A 16,112-nucleotide genomic window follows, 5' to 3' on the forward strand; every position below is an offset into this window, starting at 1 on the left:
GAATCCCCCACTCCGCCGCCCCCCCCCTCTTGTCGGGGGAGCCCCCCGCGAAGGGGGCCGCGGACCCCGCGCCCCCCCCCCGGTTCAACACCGGGGGGGGCCGTCGACGTACTCTGCGAGCCTGGTGGGCGCGGACGGTTTCGAACCGCCGACATCCTGCTTGTAAGGCAGGCGCTCTACCCCTGAGCTACGCACCCGAGACGAGTCGACAGCCTACATCGTCCAGGGCGCCGCCCCGCAATTGCGTTCTCCGGCACGGGCGGCACGCCTCGCCGGAGGATCCGAAGTGATCGAGCGAACGGCGAACTGACCGGCCCGTGTGTTCGTCTGTCACGGGTGGGAGAATGATTCCACCGCCCGCGCACAGGGCGTACCGCGGCACGGGAGAGGGATGTGACGGCGAGAACGGCGACACCCGGGCAGTCGTATGCGCCTCCCCCGCCACCCCGGCGCGCTGCCACCGCCGCTCTCCGGGACGCCGTCGCCCTCATGGGTCTGCCGCTGGTGGCCGCTCTCGTGCTGCCCGCGGCGTTCGCCGGTGGCGGGACCCGGCGGTGGTTCGGGGGGCGGGCCGAGAGCCAGCGGGCCGAGGCCCAGGCCGCGAAGGACGCCGCCGCGGCCGCCTTCTACGAGCTGGACACCGCCCAGCGGGATCTGCGGATCTCCATAGAGACCATCTCCGCCGTCGACGACTCGCCGGCCGCCCGTCGTGCCGTCTCCGACTTCGCGGCGCTGGGGCAGCGGATCGACGACGTGAGCGATCGGTACATCCAGGCCATCGACGCCTACGACCTGGACCGGGACGACCTGGAGGCCGCCGCCGCGTCGCGCGCCCGGGGCGAGATCACCCGCGCCAAGGACGAACTGGTCGGGGTCAAGCGGGAGCTCGACCGGTTCGGGGAGTCGCTCGGGCCGCTGCTCGGCAAGGCCGAGACGCAGCTGGCCCGGCTCGCGCCCGCCGTGGAGCGGGCCCGGCAGGCGCTGCTGGCGGCCAGCAACGCGCTGGACGCCGTACGGAGGACACCGCTGCGGGCCGATGACCTCGCGGCCCGGCTGGCCGCGCTCTCTCCCGAGCTGACCAAGCTCAACCAGGGGGCCGGACAGCACGGTGCGCAGGCCACGCTGGAGCGGGCCGGGCGGGTGCAGCGGGAGGCCGAGGCGATCCGGGTCGAGGCGGAGCGGCTGCCGGAGAAGGCCGCCGAGATCGACCACCGGCTGGTGAGCCTGCGGACGCGCGCGCAGGCGCTGACCACCCGGGCCGGACAGGTCGATCCGGTCCTCAGCGAGCTGCGGCGGCGGTTCGCGGCGGCCTGCTGGCAGGATCTTCAGCAGGTGCCCGAGCAGGCCGCCCAGAACGTCCGGCAGGCCGAGCTGAAGCTGCGGGAGGCACAGGCCGCGCGGGACGCGCAGCAGTGGGCCGAGGCCACCTCGCTGCTGTCCACCGTGCGGGCACTGCTGAACAGCACCGACGAGGCGGTGTCGGCGGCCGGTGACCGGCTGAGCCGTCTGAACGCCGTACAGAAGGACCCGCAGCAGGAGGTCGAGCGGACCCGGTTCGCGATCCGGGACGCGCAGCGGCTGGCGATGTCGGGGCGGACCAGTCCCGATCCACGGCACGCCCGCCCGCTGGACGACGCGGTGGCGCGGCTGGACCGTGCGGTGGAGTCGCTGCAGGGGCGGCACCCGGACTACTGGCACTTCCTGACGGAGACGGAAGCGGTACGGCGGTCGGTCGCGCAGGTGGTCGCGCGGATCCGGGAGGACCGGGGCACCGGCGGTCACTGAGGCGTTTGCCGAAGGGCCGTCGCGGGCGGATATTGGGTAGCGTTCCGCATTCGACACCAGGAGGCGGAGATGGCCTCACACGTCACGCACTCGGGGACGCGGCGAAAGAAGATCGACTTCGACGAGGCGCTGCCCGTCGACCACCGTCTGAACCGGGTCTACCGGATCGGGGCGGGCCTGATGGGCCTGTTCCTGGTGGCTTTCGGCATCCTCGGGCTCATCCGCCACATCGGTTACTTCGACACCGGCGCGAACACCGCGATCGGCCTGAACACGAACGGCGCGCTGAGCGTGCTGTCGGTCTGTGTCGGGTTGCTGCTCTTCGTCGGCATGGTGATCGGCGGGAACTTCGCGTCCACGCTGAACATGGTCCTCGGCGTGCTCTTCATCCTGAACGGCTTCCTGTTCCTGGGCCTGCTCGACACCGACTCGAACTTCCTGGCCTTCCGGATCCAGAACGTCCTGTTCAGTTTCGTCGTGGGCCTGGTGCTGATGGTGTTCGGGATGTACGGCCGGGTGAGCACGAACCTGCCCCACGACAACCCGTACTGGCGGGCCCGCCACCCCGAGGCGGAGCGGCGGCCCGAATCGCTGGAGACGTGAGGTTCAACGAGGTTGGCGCCGCGCCCTGAGCTCCAGCAGGATCGCGATGACCAGCGGTACCAGGCCCACCGCGGTCAGCAGCAGCCCGACCGCGGGTGCGGCACCCAGCAGCCTGGGCAGGATCGTCAGCATTCCCCACAGGCCCACCAGCAGCTGGACCACAGGGGGATTGCGCACTCCTGCCCCGGCGGACGGCGCCTTCCGGTGCCGGGCCCGTACCAGGCCGATCCCGCCGGCCAGACCCACGGCGGCCAGCGCGACGCAGGCGATCCACAGCACGAGCGTCGTCGCACTGCCCATCGGGACTCCTCTCGTTCTCACGGCGGACCGGCGCCCTGCGGGGCGGTGGGCGTGGCCCCCGCCCCGCAGGGTCGGACGATCACCGGTGCCGTCGGACGATCACTGGTGCCAGACGTATCCCCCGGACGGGACCCACTTGTAGTGCCATCCGAACCACCACCACTGGAAGTGGTAGAACCACATCTCGATGTAGATGCCTCGGTTGTGCCCGGCGTCATCGATGTGGCTGAGTGCGTACGCGCTCATCCCCAGGATGGCGCCGATCACGGCGCACACGGCTCCGGTCCCGGCGCCGACGACGGTGACGAAGGACGCCGCACCCGCTGCCGCGCACACGCCCGCCGCTCCGACACCGTCCCACATGGTGTCGATGAGCATCCGGGTCCGGTACTCGCTGAGGTACAGGTCGCACGTCTTCCAACGGCCGGACCGGGAGCAGTAGATGCCGTTGCGGTTGCCTCGGGTGCCGTCCAGGTCGAACCCCGTGGTGGGGTTCTGATTGACATAGTCGTACGCGGTGGCTGATCCCTGGAAGACCGGGTCGGTCTGGAGGAAGCGGCCGAGTGACGGGTTGTACAGGCGGGCGCCCATGAGGATGTCGCCCGAGGGCGTCTCGCTGGAGCGCTGCTTGCCGCCCAGCCAGCCGTAGCGCGAGGTGCTGGTACCGGCGAGCGGTGTGCCGTACTCGTCGGCCGCCATCACCAGGACCGGGGTGGCGTTGTCGTTGATGGGCAACACCATGTTGACGTCACCGTGCAGATTGGTGAGTTCCAGCAGGATGTCGCCCTTCGCCGACGAGTAGACGGCGCTGAGGTCTCCGGCGAGGTCGCTGACGTCGCGCGTGTATGCGCCCGAGCCCTCGTTCGTCCAGGAAGGCGAGTCCGAGGTGCCGTCGTAGTGGTTGGTGCGGACGGCGGTCTGGGCCCAGCTGCCGGATGTGCTGGTCTCCGAGGTGGAGGACCGGCTCCGCCCCAGCGGGTCCAGCTGCCAGGTGACGCGGCTGGTGCCGGACGTCTGCTGGTAGGCCAGGTCGTTGGCGTAGTACGCGGTCGTGGTCCCGCTCGGCTCGGCGGTCGTGCGGCCGAGGGCGTCGTAGGTGTAACCGCTGTCGACCAGCCGGTCGGCGCTGTCGTAGGTGTGGCCGACCGTGGTTCCGCCGCTGGTGGGGCACGCCGCCTTGGCGGCGCCGACGGCCGTGGTCAGACCCGTGCGGTTGGAGTTCTTGTCGAAGGCGTAGTGCCGCGTGGTGCAGGTGCTGGTCGCGCCGGTGGTGGCGCTGGTGGTGAGGACGGTCTGGCTGACGTCCGAGAGGCGCTCCGCGGCGTCGTACGCGTACGTGTCGCTGACGCCGAGGCCACCGGTGGTGGACTGGGCCCGGCTGACCTCGAGCCCGGTTCCGGAGTACCCCGCCTGATCGGAGAGGAGCACGTTCCCGTTCGCGTCGGTGTAGACCCGGGAGGTGGGCTGTCCGGTCTCGTCCGTGGTGACCTTGAGGGTGATCGACCCGGGCAGGGACTCCGTGCTCAGGTTGCCGTCGGCGTCATAGGTGGCGCTGAAGGCACCGGCGTTGGAGTCGGTCTGCGTCGTCGGCACACCGCGCGGGTCCTTGCTGGTGTCGTAGGTGTAGGTGGTGGTCGACGGCGCCGAGTCGCTGGTCTTCGTGGGGCGGCCCAGGGCGTCGTACTGAACCGTGGCGGTGTTCGCGTCCGCGTCGGTCGAGGACATCGCACGGCCGAGTTGGTCGTAACTCATGGTGGCCGCGGCACCATCCGGCGTGGACACCTTCGCCACCTGGCCGTTGCTCGTGTTGTACGCCGTGGTCGTCGTCTGCACGGCCTGGCCGACACCGCCGGAGACGGCGACCGTGCTCTTACGGCCCGCCGTGTCGTAGGTGATGGTGGTGGTGCGGGTGACGCCGTTGGCGGTCTGGGTCTGCGTGCTCGGCTGGCCGTACAGGTTGTACGTGGTCGTGGTGGTGACCCGCTGGCTCGGGTTGGAGCCGCCACCTGTGATGGCTCCGGCGGGCGCGGTCTGGCAGACCAGGCCGGCCCACTCGGGGTGGCCTCCGCAGGGACTGCTTCCGGTGGCGGTGTAGTAGGTGGTCGTGGTGGTGCCCGCGTCGGAACCGGTCGAAGAGGGCTGGGCGTTGGACGTCACGTCACCGGCGGAGTTGTACCCCGTCACGGTGGTGATCGCCAGACCTGCCGGGTCGACCGTGATCCTGGTCGGCTGTCCCAGCGTCCAGTCGTAGGTGGTCCTGGTGGTGCGGGTGTCCGCGTCCGTGGCGTAGCCCGCGATGGTGCTGCCGGTGACGGCCGTGGTCACCAGGCCGGACGCGTTCGCGGAGCCGTCGGTGGGACGGCCTTCGTCGTAGATGTTGTGGGTGTGGGTCCGGGCGGCGACCACGGAGCCGGCCGCACGGGCGGCGCTGGCGCCCGAGGCGGCCAGTGCGTGCTCCAGGGTGACTTGGTGGAGCGGACCGTAGCTGTCGGTCAGCAGTTGGCCGCTGCTGTCGCGGACGTTCACCGTGGACAGCAAGTTGGCGCGCTGCGCCGTGGTCATCGAGGCCAGTCCGAGGACGTTGAGCTCGGTGTTGGTGCTCGGCGCCAGGGCGAGTTCGCGGTTGGCGGCGCTGAGCCGGCGCGCGGGGTTCCCGAGGGCGTCGTAGTCGGTGGTGGTGATGTGCCCACCGGGAGCCGCGGTGTTGGACTCGCGCCCGTTGACGTCCAGGTAGTGGATCTCGGCGCGGGTGTACGAGCTGGAGGTGAGGTTTCCGGACCCCGTGTTGGAGGTGGGAACCTGGTCGGGCGGGAAGACCGCCGTGGCGTCGGTCGGGGCGTCGGACTGGGCCAGGGAGGCCACGTCCGAGGCACCCATCGCGTAGGGGCCGCCCGCCGAGGTGGTGAGGGGCACGTCGTAGACGACGGTGGTGGTCGCCGTGCCGTTGGTCGACGACGCGGAGCCCGGGGTGAGGGTCGGGCGGGAGACGCTCAGCAGGCGTCCCGCGTTGGTGTCGCCGTTGGTGCCCGCAGTGCCGTAGGTGAACGTCCAGGGGAGCTGGCCCGGAGGCGTCAGCGTGGCCACCCGGCCGGCCGAGGTGTAGGTGTACGCGGTCACGAGGTTGGGCGTGATCTGCGGGTTCCACTCCTGGCGGAGGGCCCCGGTGGAGTCGTACGCGTACTGCGCGACGGTCTTGGAGGTCTCCGTGCCCGTGGCCGGGTCGGTGGCCCACATGACGATCATGCTGACCTGGCCGGCGTAGTCACCGAACGTCCCGCTGGTCGTGCCCGTCGCGGTGGTCGCGGTGGCGTAGCTGAGCTGCAGGACCCGGCAGCCCACTGCCGGCGTCGCCGGGGTGAGGCAGGACGCGTTGGTGTCGGAGATCGCGGACGTGGGCGCGGCCATCCGGGCCAGGCGCATCGTGGTGGTGCCGCCGCTGGTCACGGAGTCGAAGCGGTAGCGCACCGAGGTGCCGCTGCCCGCCGGGCTCGTCGAAGCGACGGCCCACACTCCGGCCGTGGTGGAGGACTTGGCGAAGACCGTCGTCGTCCCCGAGGTGTCGGTCAGCGTGTAGGTGTTCGCGGAGCTGCTGTAGCTCAGTGTGTACGCTTCGGCGCCGGGCTCCGGGGTCCAGGACCCGCTGCTGTTCTTGGTGAACGAGATCTGCGAGCCGGCCGAGCCGACCAGTTCCACGGCGGTGGAGGTCACCGGACGGATCTCGGTGAAGTCCGTCATCGCCGTCGCGGAGGCACCCGCCAGTTGCCAGCCCGGCCCGAAGGGCGCGACCTGACCGGCCGGCGGGGTCCCCTGGGGACTGCGGGAATCCAGCGTCTGGCCGACCGACATGCCGAAGACGGTGGTCTCCGGGCCGGACAGGGTGTAGTTGCCGGTCGACAGGTTGAGCGTGCCCGGACCGACCGAGGCACTGGCGGTCTGGGTGGCCGCGCGGTCCAGGGTGACGGTCACCGCGGAGGTGTCGTGGCTCGCCGAGGACGTGTCCGTGAACTCGGCACGGACCTGGACCGAGCCGTCGTCGCCCAGCGTGCTGGAGACGTCCCAGACGAGCGGTGACGAGGCACCGCTGGTGACGGCCACCGGCCAGCTGCTCACGGCCTTGCCGCCGGACGTCACGTCCCCCACCGGGATGGTGGTCCAGCTGTCCGCGGCGGACCGCCGGTACTGGAACTTCACCGACTGCCAGGTCGACGACGCCGCGGCGGCGGTGAGCGTGACGCGCCGCGCGGTCCTGGTGCCGTCGGTGGGCGAGGTGACTGCGCCGTTGCCCGCGTTGAAGCTGTAGACCGTCGGCGCGGACAGGTTGCCGGCGTTGTCGCGGGTGGCGACGGTCAGCGTGTGCGGGCCGTCCGCGGGTGGGGTGACGTTGACGCTCACGGCGCTGCCGGTGGTCGCCACGGAGTTCTGGGCACCGGAGTCGAGCTGCCAGACGACGCCGGAGGTGTCCGTGCCGCCGGAGGGCGGGGTGAGGGTGAACGCGCCGCTCTGTCCGGCCCCCTTGGCCCAGCCGCCGGAGGGGTAGTCCGTGGAGGCGACCGTCGGCGCGCCGGGCTTGGTGGTGTCGACCGTGAAGACCAGTCCGTTCGGCACGGTCTGGCGGGACCACAGTGAGCCGTCGTACCCGTAGGGCCACGCGGTGTAGGTGTGACCGTTGACCAGCGTCCCGGACGGGACGGAGGCGCTGGAGATGCCTCCGGAGGCGGTCCAGCTGCCGTTGAGGTTGGAGATGACCTTGGTGTTGCCGCCACCGGTGGTGTCGTAGACGTTCCACTGGGCCATCACGTTGCCGCCGTCCGCGTCGGTGATGGCCGACTGGAGCTGCGGGGTGGTCGTGTTGGTGAAGAGCGTGGTGGTGGAACCGGAGACCGAGGAGACACCGGGCGCCACCGTGGGGGCGGACGGCATCGGGTAGGAGTTGTAGGTCACCGACAGGTAGGGCACGTTGGCGGAGGCGTTGGCCGAGTAGAAGCGCTTCCAGCTGTTGCTGTCCGTCTCGTCGGACGCCCTCAGACCGAAGTAGGCGACGTCGTAACCGTTGTCACCGGCGTACTGGAGGAAGGTCGAGGGGTCGATGGAGACCCAACCGGCCGGGCTGGAGGTGGTGCAGTCGCTGGAGTAGCCCTTGGTCTGGGAGGTCGTGGCGTACTTCGACTTCCAGACGGGCTGGTTCGACCAGACCGTGTCCGTGGAGGACTCGCCGGACTCCCACAGTTCCCACGGCGACTGGACGCAGCCGCCGGCCCAGTACTCGTAGAGGTTCAGCGCCGAGGACAGGATCTGCGTGTTGTCGAGCGGGAGGACCGGGAACTCCAGGAACGAGCGGGCGACGTCCGTGCCGCCGTCGTAGGTGCCCACCTTCAGGTCGGTGGACGTGTACTCGGGGGTCGTGTCGGTGTTCTCCACGAACGTGTCCAGCAGGGGGGAGAGGCTCGTGGAAGGGTCGACCGTGACCGGGTACTGCGTGTTGGGGTCGGCCAGGAACTTCGCGTCCGGAGTCAGAGTGAGATTCACGGTGTCACCGGACTGGGACATGGCCATCTTCACCCGGGCACGATGCGGGTGCTCCAGGGACTTGGCGTCGACCTGCGCGTCCCACATCACCGGCGCCGGTATGGTGCCGGCGACCTTGCCGTGGGCGTCGGTGAAGGTGATCGAGCCGTTCTTGCGCTGCTTGGCCGTCAGCCCCTTCGCGGACACGGGAATGGTCACCGCGTAACCGGCCTTGGGGCGCGACTTGAGGATGACGCTCTCCTCGAAGCCGGTGCGCGTCGCCTGCACGGTCACGTCCGCGCCCGGCGTGACGTTCGCGTACGTGGCGGTGGCGCCCTTGACGGACGGCTTGGGAAGCGTGCCCTTCCAGCCGACCGCGACCCGGTGCTTGCCCGCACCCACGTCCGCGAGCACGACGTTCTTGCCACCGGGCGCGAGAACCAGGCCGTTCGGCTGGGCCGCCGGGGCGACGGAGCCGTCGGCGTCGACGTGCAGGGCCGTGTCGACGTCGACCCATTTCCCGGCCCGCTTGAAGCGGACCGGCGCGGCATAGGACCGGGTGGTCAGCGAGCCGTTCGGATTTGCCCAGGTCGTCGTCCTGGCCGTCAGTTGGTCAAGGATCTCGACCTTGCGTTTGCGCAGTCGGGCCGTGGCGAACGCCGACGCCGCGTCAGGAGCCGAGAGCGGCCCGGTGGACGCGGGGCGGGACGGAGCCGCCGAGGCGGCGGGAGCCTTGTGGACCGGGACGGCGAAGGCCTGCCCGGTGGTGGAGAGGGTCACGGCTGCTTCGGAGACAAGCAGTAACGCCAGGACCGTTGCGGTGGTCAGGTTCCGGGGTGCGCCTGACTGGGAACGGCCGTCGGGTCTTGTGCGGAAGCGGTCTGTGCGACTGGCCCTCACGGAACTCCTCTGGGACGTCTGGGCGCAGGCTGCGCCCATGATCATCCAAGAGATACCGGCCGCCGATCTTGACGGTCTACGGTCAACTCCCAAAAATGATCACAAAGTTTAACGGAACGCACTCGTCCGATCACGTTCGGACAAGACTGTTCTCGCGTGCACCGGAACACCGCCGTCGGCGGTGTTTCCCGGCCCGCCTCACCCGGCCTGTGACGCCCTGCGCACCGCTGCCGCTAACCTGTCCCTCATGCCCCGCTACGAGTACCGCTGCCGCACCTGCGGCGACACGTTCGAGCTGTCCCGCCCCATGGCCGAGTCATCGGCTCCGGCAGCATGCCCGGACGGACATCAGGACACGGTGAAGCTCTTGTCCACGGTGGCGGTGGGCGGTACGGCGTCGGCGTCCGCCGCCCGCTCCGCGGCCTCCGCAGGCTCCAGCGGGGGCTGCTGCGGCGGCGGTTGCTGCGGCTGACCCCCGCTGCGGACCGTCGTCAGGAACTCCCGCAGGATGCGCTCACCGGCCAGCACCCCCCGCTCCGGCAGCGCCCCGATGGCCGGCCCGGTCCACCCGGCGTCGGCCAGCTCCCCGTGCCCCGGCCGCCAGCCGCGGTCCGCGGCCAGCAACAGGTCGGCGTCGAGCAGCGAGTCACCGGCGGCCAGCGTGAGCTCGGCCCCCGTCCGGCGCGCGACCTCCCGCATGGCCGCGCTCTTGGTCAGCGGCTTCGGCACGGCGTAGATCTTCCGCCCCTGCAACGACACCGTCCAGCCGCGGTTCTCCGCCCACACCGCGAGGTCCTTCACCCACTCCTCGGGCAGCAGCTCCCGCTCCACGACCAGGTAGGCGAACAGGTCCTCGGCGACCCGCTGCTTGCGCAGCCACACGGGGTCGGCGCGCTCCGTCAGATACGCCCGCACCTCCGCCAGCGGGGCGCACTCGTCGGCCAGCCGTGCCAGCACCCGCCCGTGCCAGTCCCCGTCGGAGACCCCGTCGACCAGCAGATGCCCGCCGTTGGCACAGATGGCGTACCTCGGCGCGGGCCCCGGCAGGTTGATCCGCTCGTACTGCTTGCGGGTCCGGGTGGTCGTCGGCACGAAGACGGCGGCGTCCCCCAGCTCGGTCAGCAACCGCGCGGCCGTCTCCGTCATGTACGACAGCGGCCTGGCCTCGTGCACCTCGACGCAGAGCAGCCGGGGCGCCCGCGCGTCCGGCATGGTCAGCGCCAGGGCACCCGAGGAGTAGATGAGCGTGCGGTCGAGGTCGCTCGCCACGAGCACCGCCATCAGACGTTCACCGCCCTGCCGTCGGCACCGGTCGCCCCGCGCGTGTACTTGGGATGGATCAACCCGACACAGGTGTACGGCAGTTCGCCGACCTCCTCGACCGGCACCCCGCGCTGCTCCGCGAGCAGCCGCACATGGTCGAGGTCGGCGCCCGCCCCGGCCCGCGCCAGGATCTTCCACGGCACCCGGCGCAGCAGCACCCGGGTGGTCTCGCCGACGCCCGGCTTGACCAGGTTCACGTCGTGGATGCCGTACTCCTCGCTGATCCGCTCCACGGCCGCCCAGCCCTCCCAGGTCGGCGTGCGGTCGGCGACGGCCAGCTCCTTCACCGCCGAATCCACCGCCTCCACGACCTCCGTGAACCGCGCCGCGACCGCGTCGAGAAAGGCCAGCGACACGTCGGCACCGGCCAGCTCGCGGTAGAACTTCGCGCCGTGGAAGTCGTCCGGCCCGACCAGGTCGGCCCGCAGCACGGTCCGCGAGATCAGCCCGGAGACGGTCGAGTTGAGGCACGCGGACGGGATCAGGAAGTCCTCCCGGGTGCCGTACGTCCGCACGCAGGACCCGGGATCGGCCAGCACCGCGATCTCCGGGTCGAACCCGGAGACCTCCCAGCGCTCCTCGAACTCCGCGACGGCGTCCGCGAGTTCCCGGGTGATCGCGCCCTTGCCCGTCCAGCCGTCCACGAAGACGACGTCCCGCGGGTCGTGGTGGGCGGCCAGCCAGCGCAGGGCGTTCGCGTCGATGCCGCGGCCGCGCACGATCGACACCGCGTAGTGCGGCAGGTCGAGCCCGTACCGGAACCTCGCCCAGCGGCGCATCAGCACGCCCACCGGGGTACCGGCCCGCGCCAGCGACACCAGCACCGGCCGCGGCGACCGCTCGGCCAGCACGGTCTCGGTGACCACCCCGACCGCCTCCGCGAGCCGCGCCGCGGAGGTGTCCAGGGCCGCGTGGAACAGGGCCTGGTACTGCTCGCTGGGCTGGTACTCCACGGGGAGCGACTCGGCGTAGTGCGCGCCGCCGCTCTGGATCGCCTCCTCGCGCTCCTCGGTCGGCGCCTCCAGCGTGACGTCCGAGAGGTCCTGGAGCAGCCAGCCGACGTCCTCCGCCGGGTACGAGGAGAAGGCGGGGCCGCGGAGGGGCTCGGGCAGCATGGCGGGGCTCTCTTCGGTCAGCGCGGGGACGTACGACGGTACAACCGCGAGCAGGACGTGCGGGGCATGCGCGCCGAGCCGGTCCAGCAGGCCGCCGGGCGCGTGCAGTTCGGGGGTGTCGCCGGCCGAGTCGACGAACAGGACGACGGCGTCGAAACCGGCACCGGCCACGTTGTACGCGTAGCGCTCGCCGGGGCCGTCGGCGGGGTCGTCGTGGGCCGGGAAGACCAGGCGGCTGCGGATGGCGTAACCGGGGTCGTCGACGGCCAGGACGGGTGAGCGGGTGGTGGTGGAGTACCGCACCTCGGCGGCGACCAGGGCCTCCAGCTCGCGGGCGATTCTGAGGGGCGTGTACATCAGCTCCTCGAAGCCGAGGGTGAGCACGCGGCGTGCGTCGGGGGGGAGCGCTTCGGCCACGCGGGCGGCCATCAGTGGGAGGGCCGATTCGAGGCGTGTCCGGTGGGCCGGGGTGAAGCCGTGCCGTCCACCGTCGGGGAGGCCGTGCGGCCAGTGCAGGTCGATGCGGGTGGGGTGAGGGGTGGTTCGGTTGTCGGTCGGCTGCGGGCCGGTGGGGGCCGTTCGCGCCCACGCGGCGGCAGCCGCAGATTCAGCACGGCCCCGCGCCCCTGGGGAGGTGCGCTCGGAGTCGGCTTCAGGGGCAGCGCCGGTAAGGGGCGCGGGGAACTGCGCGGCCCGCCCCGACGCTCCCGCAGACGACGAAGCACCTGTCGCGGCGCTCCCTTCGTACCGCGCCACCAGTTCCTGCCCCTTTTCCAGCACGCCCTCGGGCAGCCTCACCGTCCCCGACGCCGCGGCCACCAGGTCCACCCTGGCGCCGATCTCCTCGGCGAACGCCGTCAGCCGCCCCGCATCGGCCCGCGACCGCATGTCCACCAGAGCCACCACGACGTACCGTCTGCGGGGATGGCGGGCATGCAGGTCCCGGATCGTGTTCAGGACCGTGTTGCCGGTGGAGAACTCGTCGTCGACCAGGACCAGCGGGCCGTCGCCGGAGAGCAGGCCGGGGTCCTCCGGGAGCAGCAGGTGCGAGGTGGCGTGGGAGTGGGACTCCTCGAAGCCGCCCGCCGGGGCCACCCCCGCCACCGGGCGGCGCGTGGAGTGGAGGTACGGGGCGAGGCCGATGCCGTCGGCGACGGAATGGCCGAGGCCGGTCGCCGTCTCGGCGTACCCCAGGACGACCGCCCGCCCGGCCTCCGGCTCACCGAGCAGGTCCCGCACCCGTCGGCCGAGGGCGAAGCCGTGCCCGTAGACCACCGCCGGCGACTGCGGTACGTGCTTGCCGAGCACGTTGGAGACCAGCAGGTGGGCCCGCTTCGGGTTGCGGCGCAGGGCGAGGCCGAGCAGGGCCGTCAGACCGTCGTCGCCCACGAGCTCGACGCCGAGCCGCTCGGCGACCCAGCTGCCGGACCAGACCACGTTGTTCGCTGCGATGTTCATGCGTTCCCTGTGTCGTCCGCCGGAGTCCGTCACCCCGGTATCCCGGCGGCGAGCAGCTCCACGAAGCCGACGTCCTCGTTGGCCACGCCGAACACCTCGGCGCGGAGCATGGTCCGCTCGGCCCAGGCGCGGTGCGGCTTCACCTCGTTCATCTTGTTCGTGTACGCCGAGCGAAGTACACCCCCGCCGCCCCGTTCCGGCCGCAGGATGTCCTGGGCGTCGGAGAACTCCTCGTGGCTGACGACGGACAGCGCGTGCACGGGGATGACGTGGGACGGGTGGATGCAGGTCTTGCCGAGCAGCCCGTTGGCCTGGTCGAGGGAGATCTCCCGCAGCAGGCCGTCCATGGCGTGCTCGATGAGGCGGTTGCGCAGCTCCACGGCCTGCCCCTCCAGGAAGGGGCTGGTCCGCAGCATCGGCTTGAACATGCGCTCGGGGACCCGGAAGTACTCCCACACCGGGCCGGTGACCGTGAAGCCGGTGCCGTCCGCCCGGCCCAGCATGTTCACCACGTCGGCGATGACGGAGGCGATGATCTGCACGTCGTAGGCGGTCATGTCGGGAGCCCGGCGCAGGCCGTAGGACGAGCAGAAGTCGGTCACGCCGAGGCGCAGCGCCAGCACCTTGTCGCGGTACTTGTCGACGGCGCGGGCGATGCCCTCCAGGGCGTCCACGCGCGTCTCCCGGTACATCAGCTCGGGCGTCTCGAGCACCGGCATCCCGAACAGCCGGCGTCCGCTGCTCAGCGCGGCGCCGTCCAGGGCCTGCAGGAAGGGGATGCCCCGCTCCTCGGTGAACTTCGGGAAGACGAACCCGGACAGCAGCGACACGCTCGCGCCCAGCCGGCGCACCAGGTCGGAGATCTGCTCGGGCTCGCGCACCCGGATGAAGAGCAGCGGCAGCTCCACGCCCGCCCGCTCCCGCTCGGCCAGCTCGGCGAACTGGCGGACGAGGTTCTCCTCGCCGGCCACCACGTCCTCGTCGCCGATGGAGTCCTCCAGGCACAGCACCATCGAGACCACGCCGAGCCCCGCCTGCTTGACGATGTCGTCGGCGAGCCGCGGCCGGGTGGCCGGGCTGTACAGCGTGGCGCCCAGGGCGGCGGAGAGCAGCCGGGCCGGGGAGTCGGCGGTGAACTCGCACGGCTCCTGATGGAACAGGCGCTGCCGCACCTCAGGTGCGATGTGCCCGAAATGACGCATTGAACTCCCCCGTGGCGTGGGCCGATCCTGTGGAATGGGTAAAGGGTGGCCGGTAATAGTACGTACAAAGCCGTGTCGGCAGTTCCCGGCGGGCATGAATTTCAGGTAACCCGCCTGTGTCGGTCGCGAGGCCCCCCGCGTTGTCGTGACCAGGACCGAGAGGGCAGGATGACCGCATGACGCACGCGATGCTGAAGGGGTCGAACGTCCCGCTGGAAGCCACCACGGTCCGGGCCGTGCTGCGCTGGACGCCCGGACAGGGGGTCCCGGACGTCGACGCCTCCGCGCTGCTCCTCGGCCCCGACGGACGTGTGCGGTCCGACGAGGACTTCGTCTTCTACAACCAGCCCCGGCACCCCTCCGGGAAGGTCTGGCGGCTCGGCAAGAAGCGGGTGGCCGAGGGCCTCACCGACACGATCCAGACAGATCTCCCCGGTGTCGAGCCCAACGTCGGCCGAATCCTCCTGGTGGCATCGGCGGACGGTGTCCCGTTCGAACACGTACCCGCCCTGCGCATCCTGCTGTACGACGCCGCGGCGCCGGACGCCGAGGCGCTGGCCCACTTCGACATCAAGCCGGAGACCGGCGCCGAGACGGCCCTGATCTGCGGCGAGCTGTACCGCAGGGGCGAGGGCTGGAAGTTCCGGGCGCTCGGCGAGGGCTACAGCAACGGCCTGAAGGGCCTGGCCACGGACTTCGGCATCTCGGTGGACGAATCGGAGCCGACGGAGGAGCCGTCGGCCTCCATGCCCCTCCCGCCCGAGCAGCCGACCACGGTTTCGACCACGGCGGCCCCGACCTCGGTTCCCACCCAGCCGGCCCCGGCCTACGGCTACCCCCAGCCGTCGGCCTACGGCTACCCGCAGCCCGCCTATCCCCGGCAACAGCCGCAGTCGGGCTACGGCTATCCCCCACCGGCCCCGGCCCCGGTTCCGGTGGCGACGGTCCCGAACACGGACTTCCGGCTGCCTCCGCAGGGCCCGCAGTTCATCGGGCGCTAGCCGGACGTTTTTCAGGGGCGCGAGGCTGTATCGATGTGCGGCTCCGCCGCGTGGGCGCGAGCCGCCACGGACCACCCGCACGCGCGCACGCACCGCACACCCCGCCCCGGTGGGCGAACTACCGCTCCGCCGTCTTGTACCCCCGCCCCCACTGCAGCCCCCACCCGTACAACCGGTCCAGCTCCCCCTGGAAGCCGTACACGAACTTCACCTCGCGCCGCACGACCAGCTCGCCCTTCACGTTCTCGATCATCACCACGGCGCACGACCGGGCCTGCGGATGCCGTTCGTCGAGGCCTATCTCGATGCGCGGACCGTTGCTCGGGTACAGCGTGACGATCGCGTGGGTGCGGTCGAAGGCCGGCGTCTGGTCGTAGATGTACACGAACACCAGCAGCCGCTTGATGTCGTCCCGGTGATCGAGGTTGATGTACATCGTCTCGCCGGACGCCGAACCGAACCGGTCGTCGCCGCTGAGCTTGACGTACGGCGGTGCGTTCACGTCCCCGAGCAGTCCGCCGAGCGGCTGGACGACGCCTTTCGTCCCGTCGGCCAGCTCGTACAGCGCCCCGAGGTCGAGGTCGACGTTGACCATGCTCTGGCCGTGCCCGATCACCTCCGGCGGCCTGAGCGCCTTGAAGGGGTGGCGCAGCAGGTTGGCGCGCTGTTCGCCGTCGAAGTCGGACGTCCGCATCCGCCAGCTCAGGTTGATCCGCAGGTTGCCGGTGGCCGCGCCCTGCTTGGTGAGGGACACCTGCTGGTGCCGCCTGGTGAGTTCGATGGAGTTGGACGCGGCGCTGCCCGAGTCGAACTCGGCCGCCTTCCCGCCCAGCAGCCCGTCGAAGAAACCCATTCCCGCCCCCAGTAGCTCCTGCCGACGCCTGGGGGCGGCCGACCGGTCGGCCGCCCCCATCAGAAGA

At 71.2% G+C, this 16,112-nt stretch carries 9 protein-coding genes, 1 tRNA gene and 1 pseudogene; 4 read left to right on the forward strand and 7 right to left on the reverse strand.

Going from position 1 to position 16,112, the window contains the following annotated elements; all coding sequences use genetic code 11:
- Positions 1–122: 122 nt before the first annotated feature.
- Positions 123–197 (reverse strand) — tRNA-Val (locus tag AB0M11_RS39095).
- 292 nt (positions 198–489) lie between these two features.
- On the opposite strand from AB0M11_RS39095, the gene AB0M11_RS39100 reads away from it, so the two are divergent.
- Positions 490–1,785: a hypothetical protein gene (locus tag AB0M11_RS39100; protein WP_365713323.1), complete on the forward strand. Its 1,296-nt coding sequence runs from the start codon at positions 490–492 to the stop codon at positions 1,783–1,785.
- Between the two features lie 69 nt (positions 1,786–1,854).
- Positions 1,855–2,388, forward strand: coding sequence for a DUF4383 domain-containing protein (locus AB0M11_RS39105; protein ID WP_365713325.1), 534 nt, complete (start codon positions 1,855–1,857; stop codon positions 2,386–2,388).
- A 3-nt stretch (positions 2,389–2,391) separates the two neighbouring features.
- Here AB0M11_RS39105 and AB0M11_RS39110 read toward each other — a convergent pair whose 3' ends face one another.
- Together AB0M11_RS39110 and AB0M11_RS39115 are read right to left on the reverse strand one after the other, a co-directional pair.
- The gene (locus tag AB0M11_RS39110; protein WP_365713327.1) at positions 2,392–2,688 is read right to left on the reverse strand and encodes a hypothetical protein; all 297 of its coding nucleotides are present in this window, start codon (positions 2,686–2,688) and stop codon (positions 2,392–2,394) included.
- Between the two features lie 99 nt (positions 2,689–2,787).
- A complete protein-coding gene (locus AB0M11_RS39115) occupies positions 2,788–8,973 on the reverse strand; it encodes an RHS repeat-associated core domain-containing protein (protein WP_365713329.1) in 6,186 nt (2,061 codons plus the stop codon).
- Between the two features lie 367 nt (positions 8,974–9,340).
- On the opposite strand from AB0M11_RS39115, the gene AB0M11_RS39120 reads away from it, so the two are divergent.
- Positions 9,341–9,565, forward strand: coding sequence for a zinc ribbon domain-containing protein (locus AB0M11_RS39120; RefSeq protein ID WP_365713331.1), 225 nt, complete (start codon positions 9,341–9,343; stop codon positions 9,563–9,565).
- A gap of 20 nt (positions 9,566–9,585) precedes the next feature.
- Here the strand turns inward: AB0M11_RS39120 and AB0M11_RS39125 are convergent.
- From AB0M11_RS39125 to AB0M11_RS39135, 3 genes and pseudogenes are all read right to left on the reverse strand, one after another.
- Positions 9,586–10,374 (reverse strand): annotated as a pseudogene (locus AB0M11_RS39125) (HAD family hydrolase); the annotation flags it as partial.
- Positions 10,374–12,989: a phosphoribosyltransferase gene (locus AB0M11_RS39130; RefSeq protein WP_365713333.1), complete on the reverse strand. Its 2,616-nt coding sequence runs from the start codon at positions 12,987–12,989 to the stop codon at positions 10,374–10,376. The pseudogene AB0M11_RS39125 and the gene AB0M11_RS39130, both read right to left, overlap by 1 nt.
- Before the next feature lie 29 nt (positions 12,990–13,018).
- Positions 13,019–14,191, reverse strand: coding sequence for an HpcH/HpaI aldolase/citrate lyase family protein (locus AB0M11_RS39135; protein ID WP_365713335.1), 1,173 nt, complete (start codon positions 14,189–14,191; stop codon positions 13,019–13,021).
- Positions 14,192–14,367: 176 nt separating this feature from the next.
- Here AB0M11_RS39135 and AB0M11_RS39140 point away from each other — a divergent pair, with 176 nt between their 5' ends.
- A complete protein-coding gene (locus AB0M11_RS39140; RefSeq protein WP_365713337.1) occupies positions 14,368–15,192 on the forward strand; it encodes a TerD family protein in 825 nt (274 codons plus the stop codon).
- A 118-nt stretch (positions 15,193–15,310) separates the two neighbouring features.
- Here the strand turns inward: AB0M11_RS39140 and AB0M11_RS39145 are convergent, their stop codons facing one another.
- Entirely contained in the window at positions 15,311–16,045 is a 735-nt protein-coding gene (locus AB0M11_RS39145; RefSeq protein ID WP_365713339.1) for a Tellurium resistance, read from the reverse strand.
- Positions 16,046–16,112: the final 67 nt, after the last annotated feature.

The organism is Streptomyces sp. NPDC051987 (genome assembly GCF_040680735.1).
In the GTDB taxonomy this organism is placed as follows: Bacteria; Actinomycetota; Actinomycetes; order Streptomycetales; family Streptomycetaceae; genus Streptomyces.

Coding starts and splice junctions, on each gene's coding strand:
- AB0M11_RS39100 (WP_365713323.1), top strand. CDS start 490: ATGGGTCTGCCGCTGGTGGCCGCTCTCGTGCTGCCCGCGGCGTTCGCC.
- AB0M11_RS39105 (WP_365713325.1), top strand. CDS start 1,855: ATGGCCTCACACGTCACGCACTCGGGGACGCGGCGAAAGAAGATCGAC.
- AB0M11_RS39110 (WP_365713327.1), bottom strand. CDS start 2,688: ATGGGCAGTGCGACGACGCTCGTGCTGTGGATCGCCTGCGTCGCGCTG.
- AB0M11_RS39120 (WP_365713331.1), top strand. CDS start 9,341: ATGCCCCGCTACGAGTACCGCTGCCGCACCTGCGGCGACACGTTCGAG.
- AB0M11_RS39130 (WP_365713333.1), bottom strand. CDS start 12,989: ATGAACATCGCAGCGAACAACGTGGTCTGGTCCGGCAGCTGGGTCGCC.
- AB0M11_RS39135 (WP_365713335.1), bottom strand. CDS start 14,191: ATGCGTCATTTCGGGCACATCGCACCTGAGGTGCGGCAGCGCCTGTTC.
- AB0M11_RS39140 (WP_365713337.1), top strand. CDS start 14,368: ATGACGCACGCGATGCTGAAGGGGTCGAACGTCCCGCTGGAAGCCACC.
- AB0M11_RS39145 (WP_365713339.1), bottom strand. CDS start 16,045: ATGGGTTTCTTCGACGGGCTGCTGGGCGGGAAGGCGGCCGAGTTCGAC.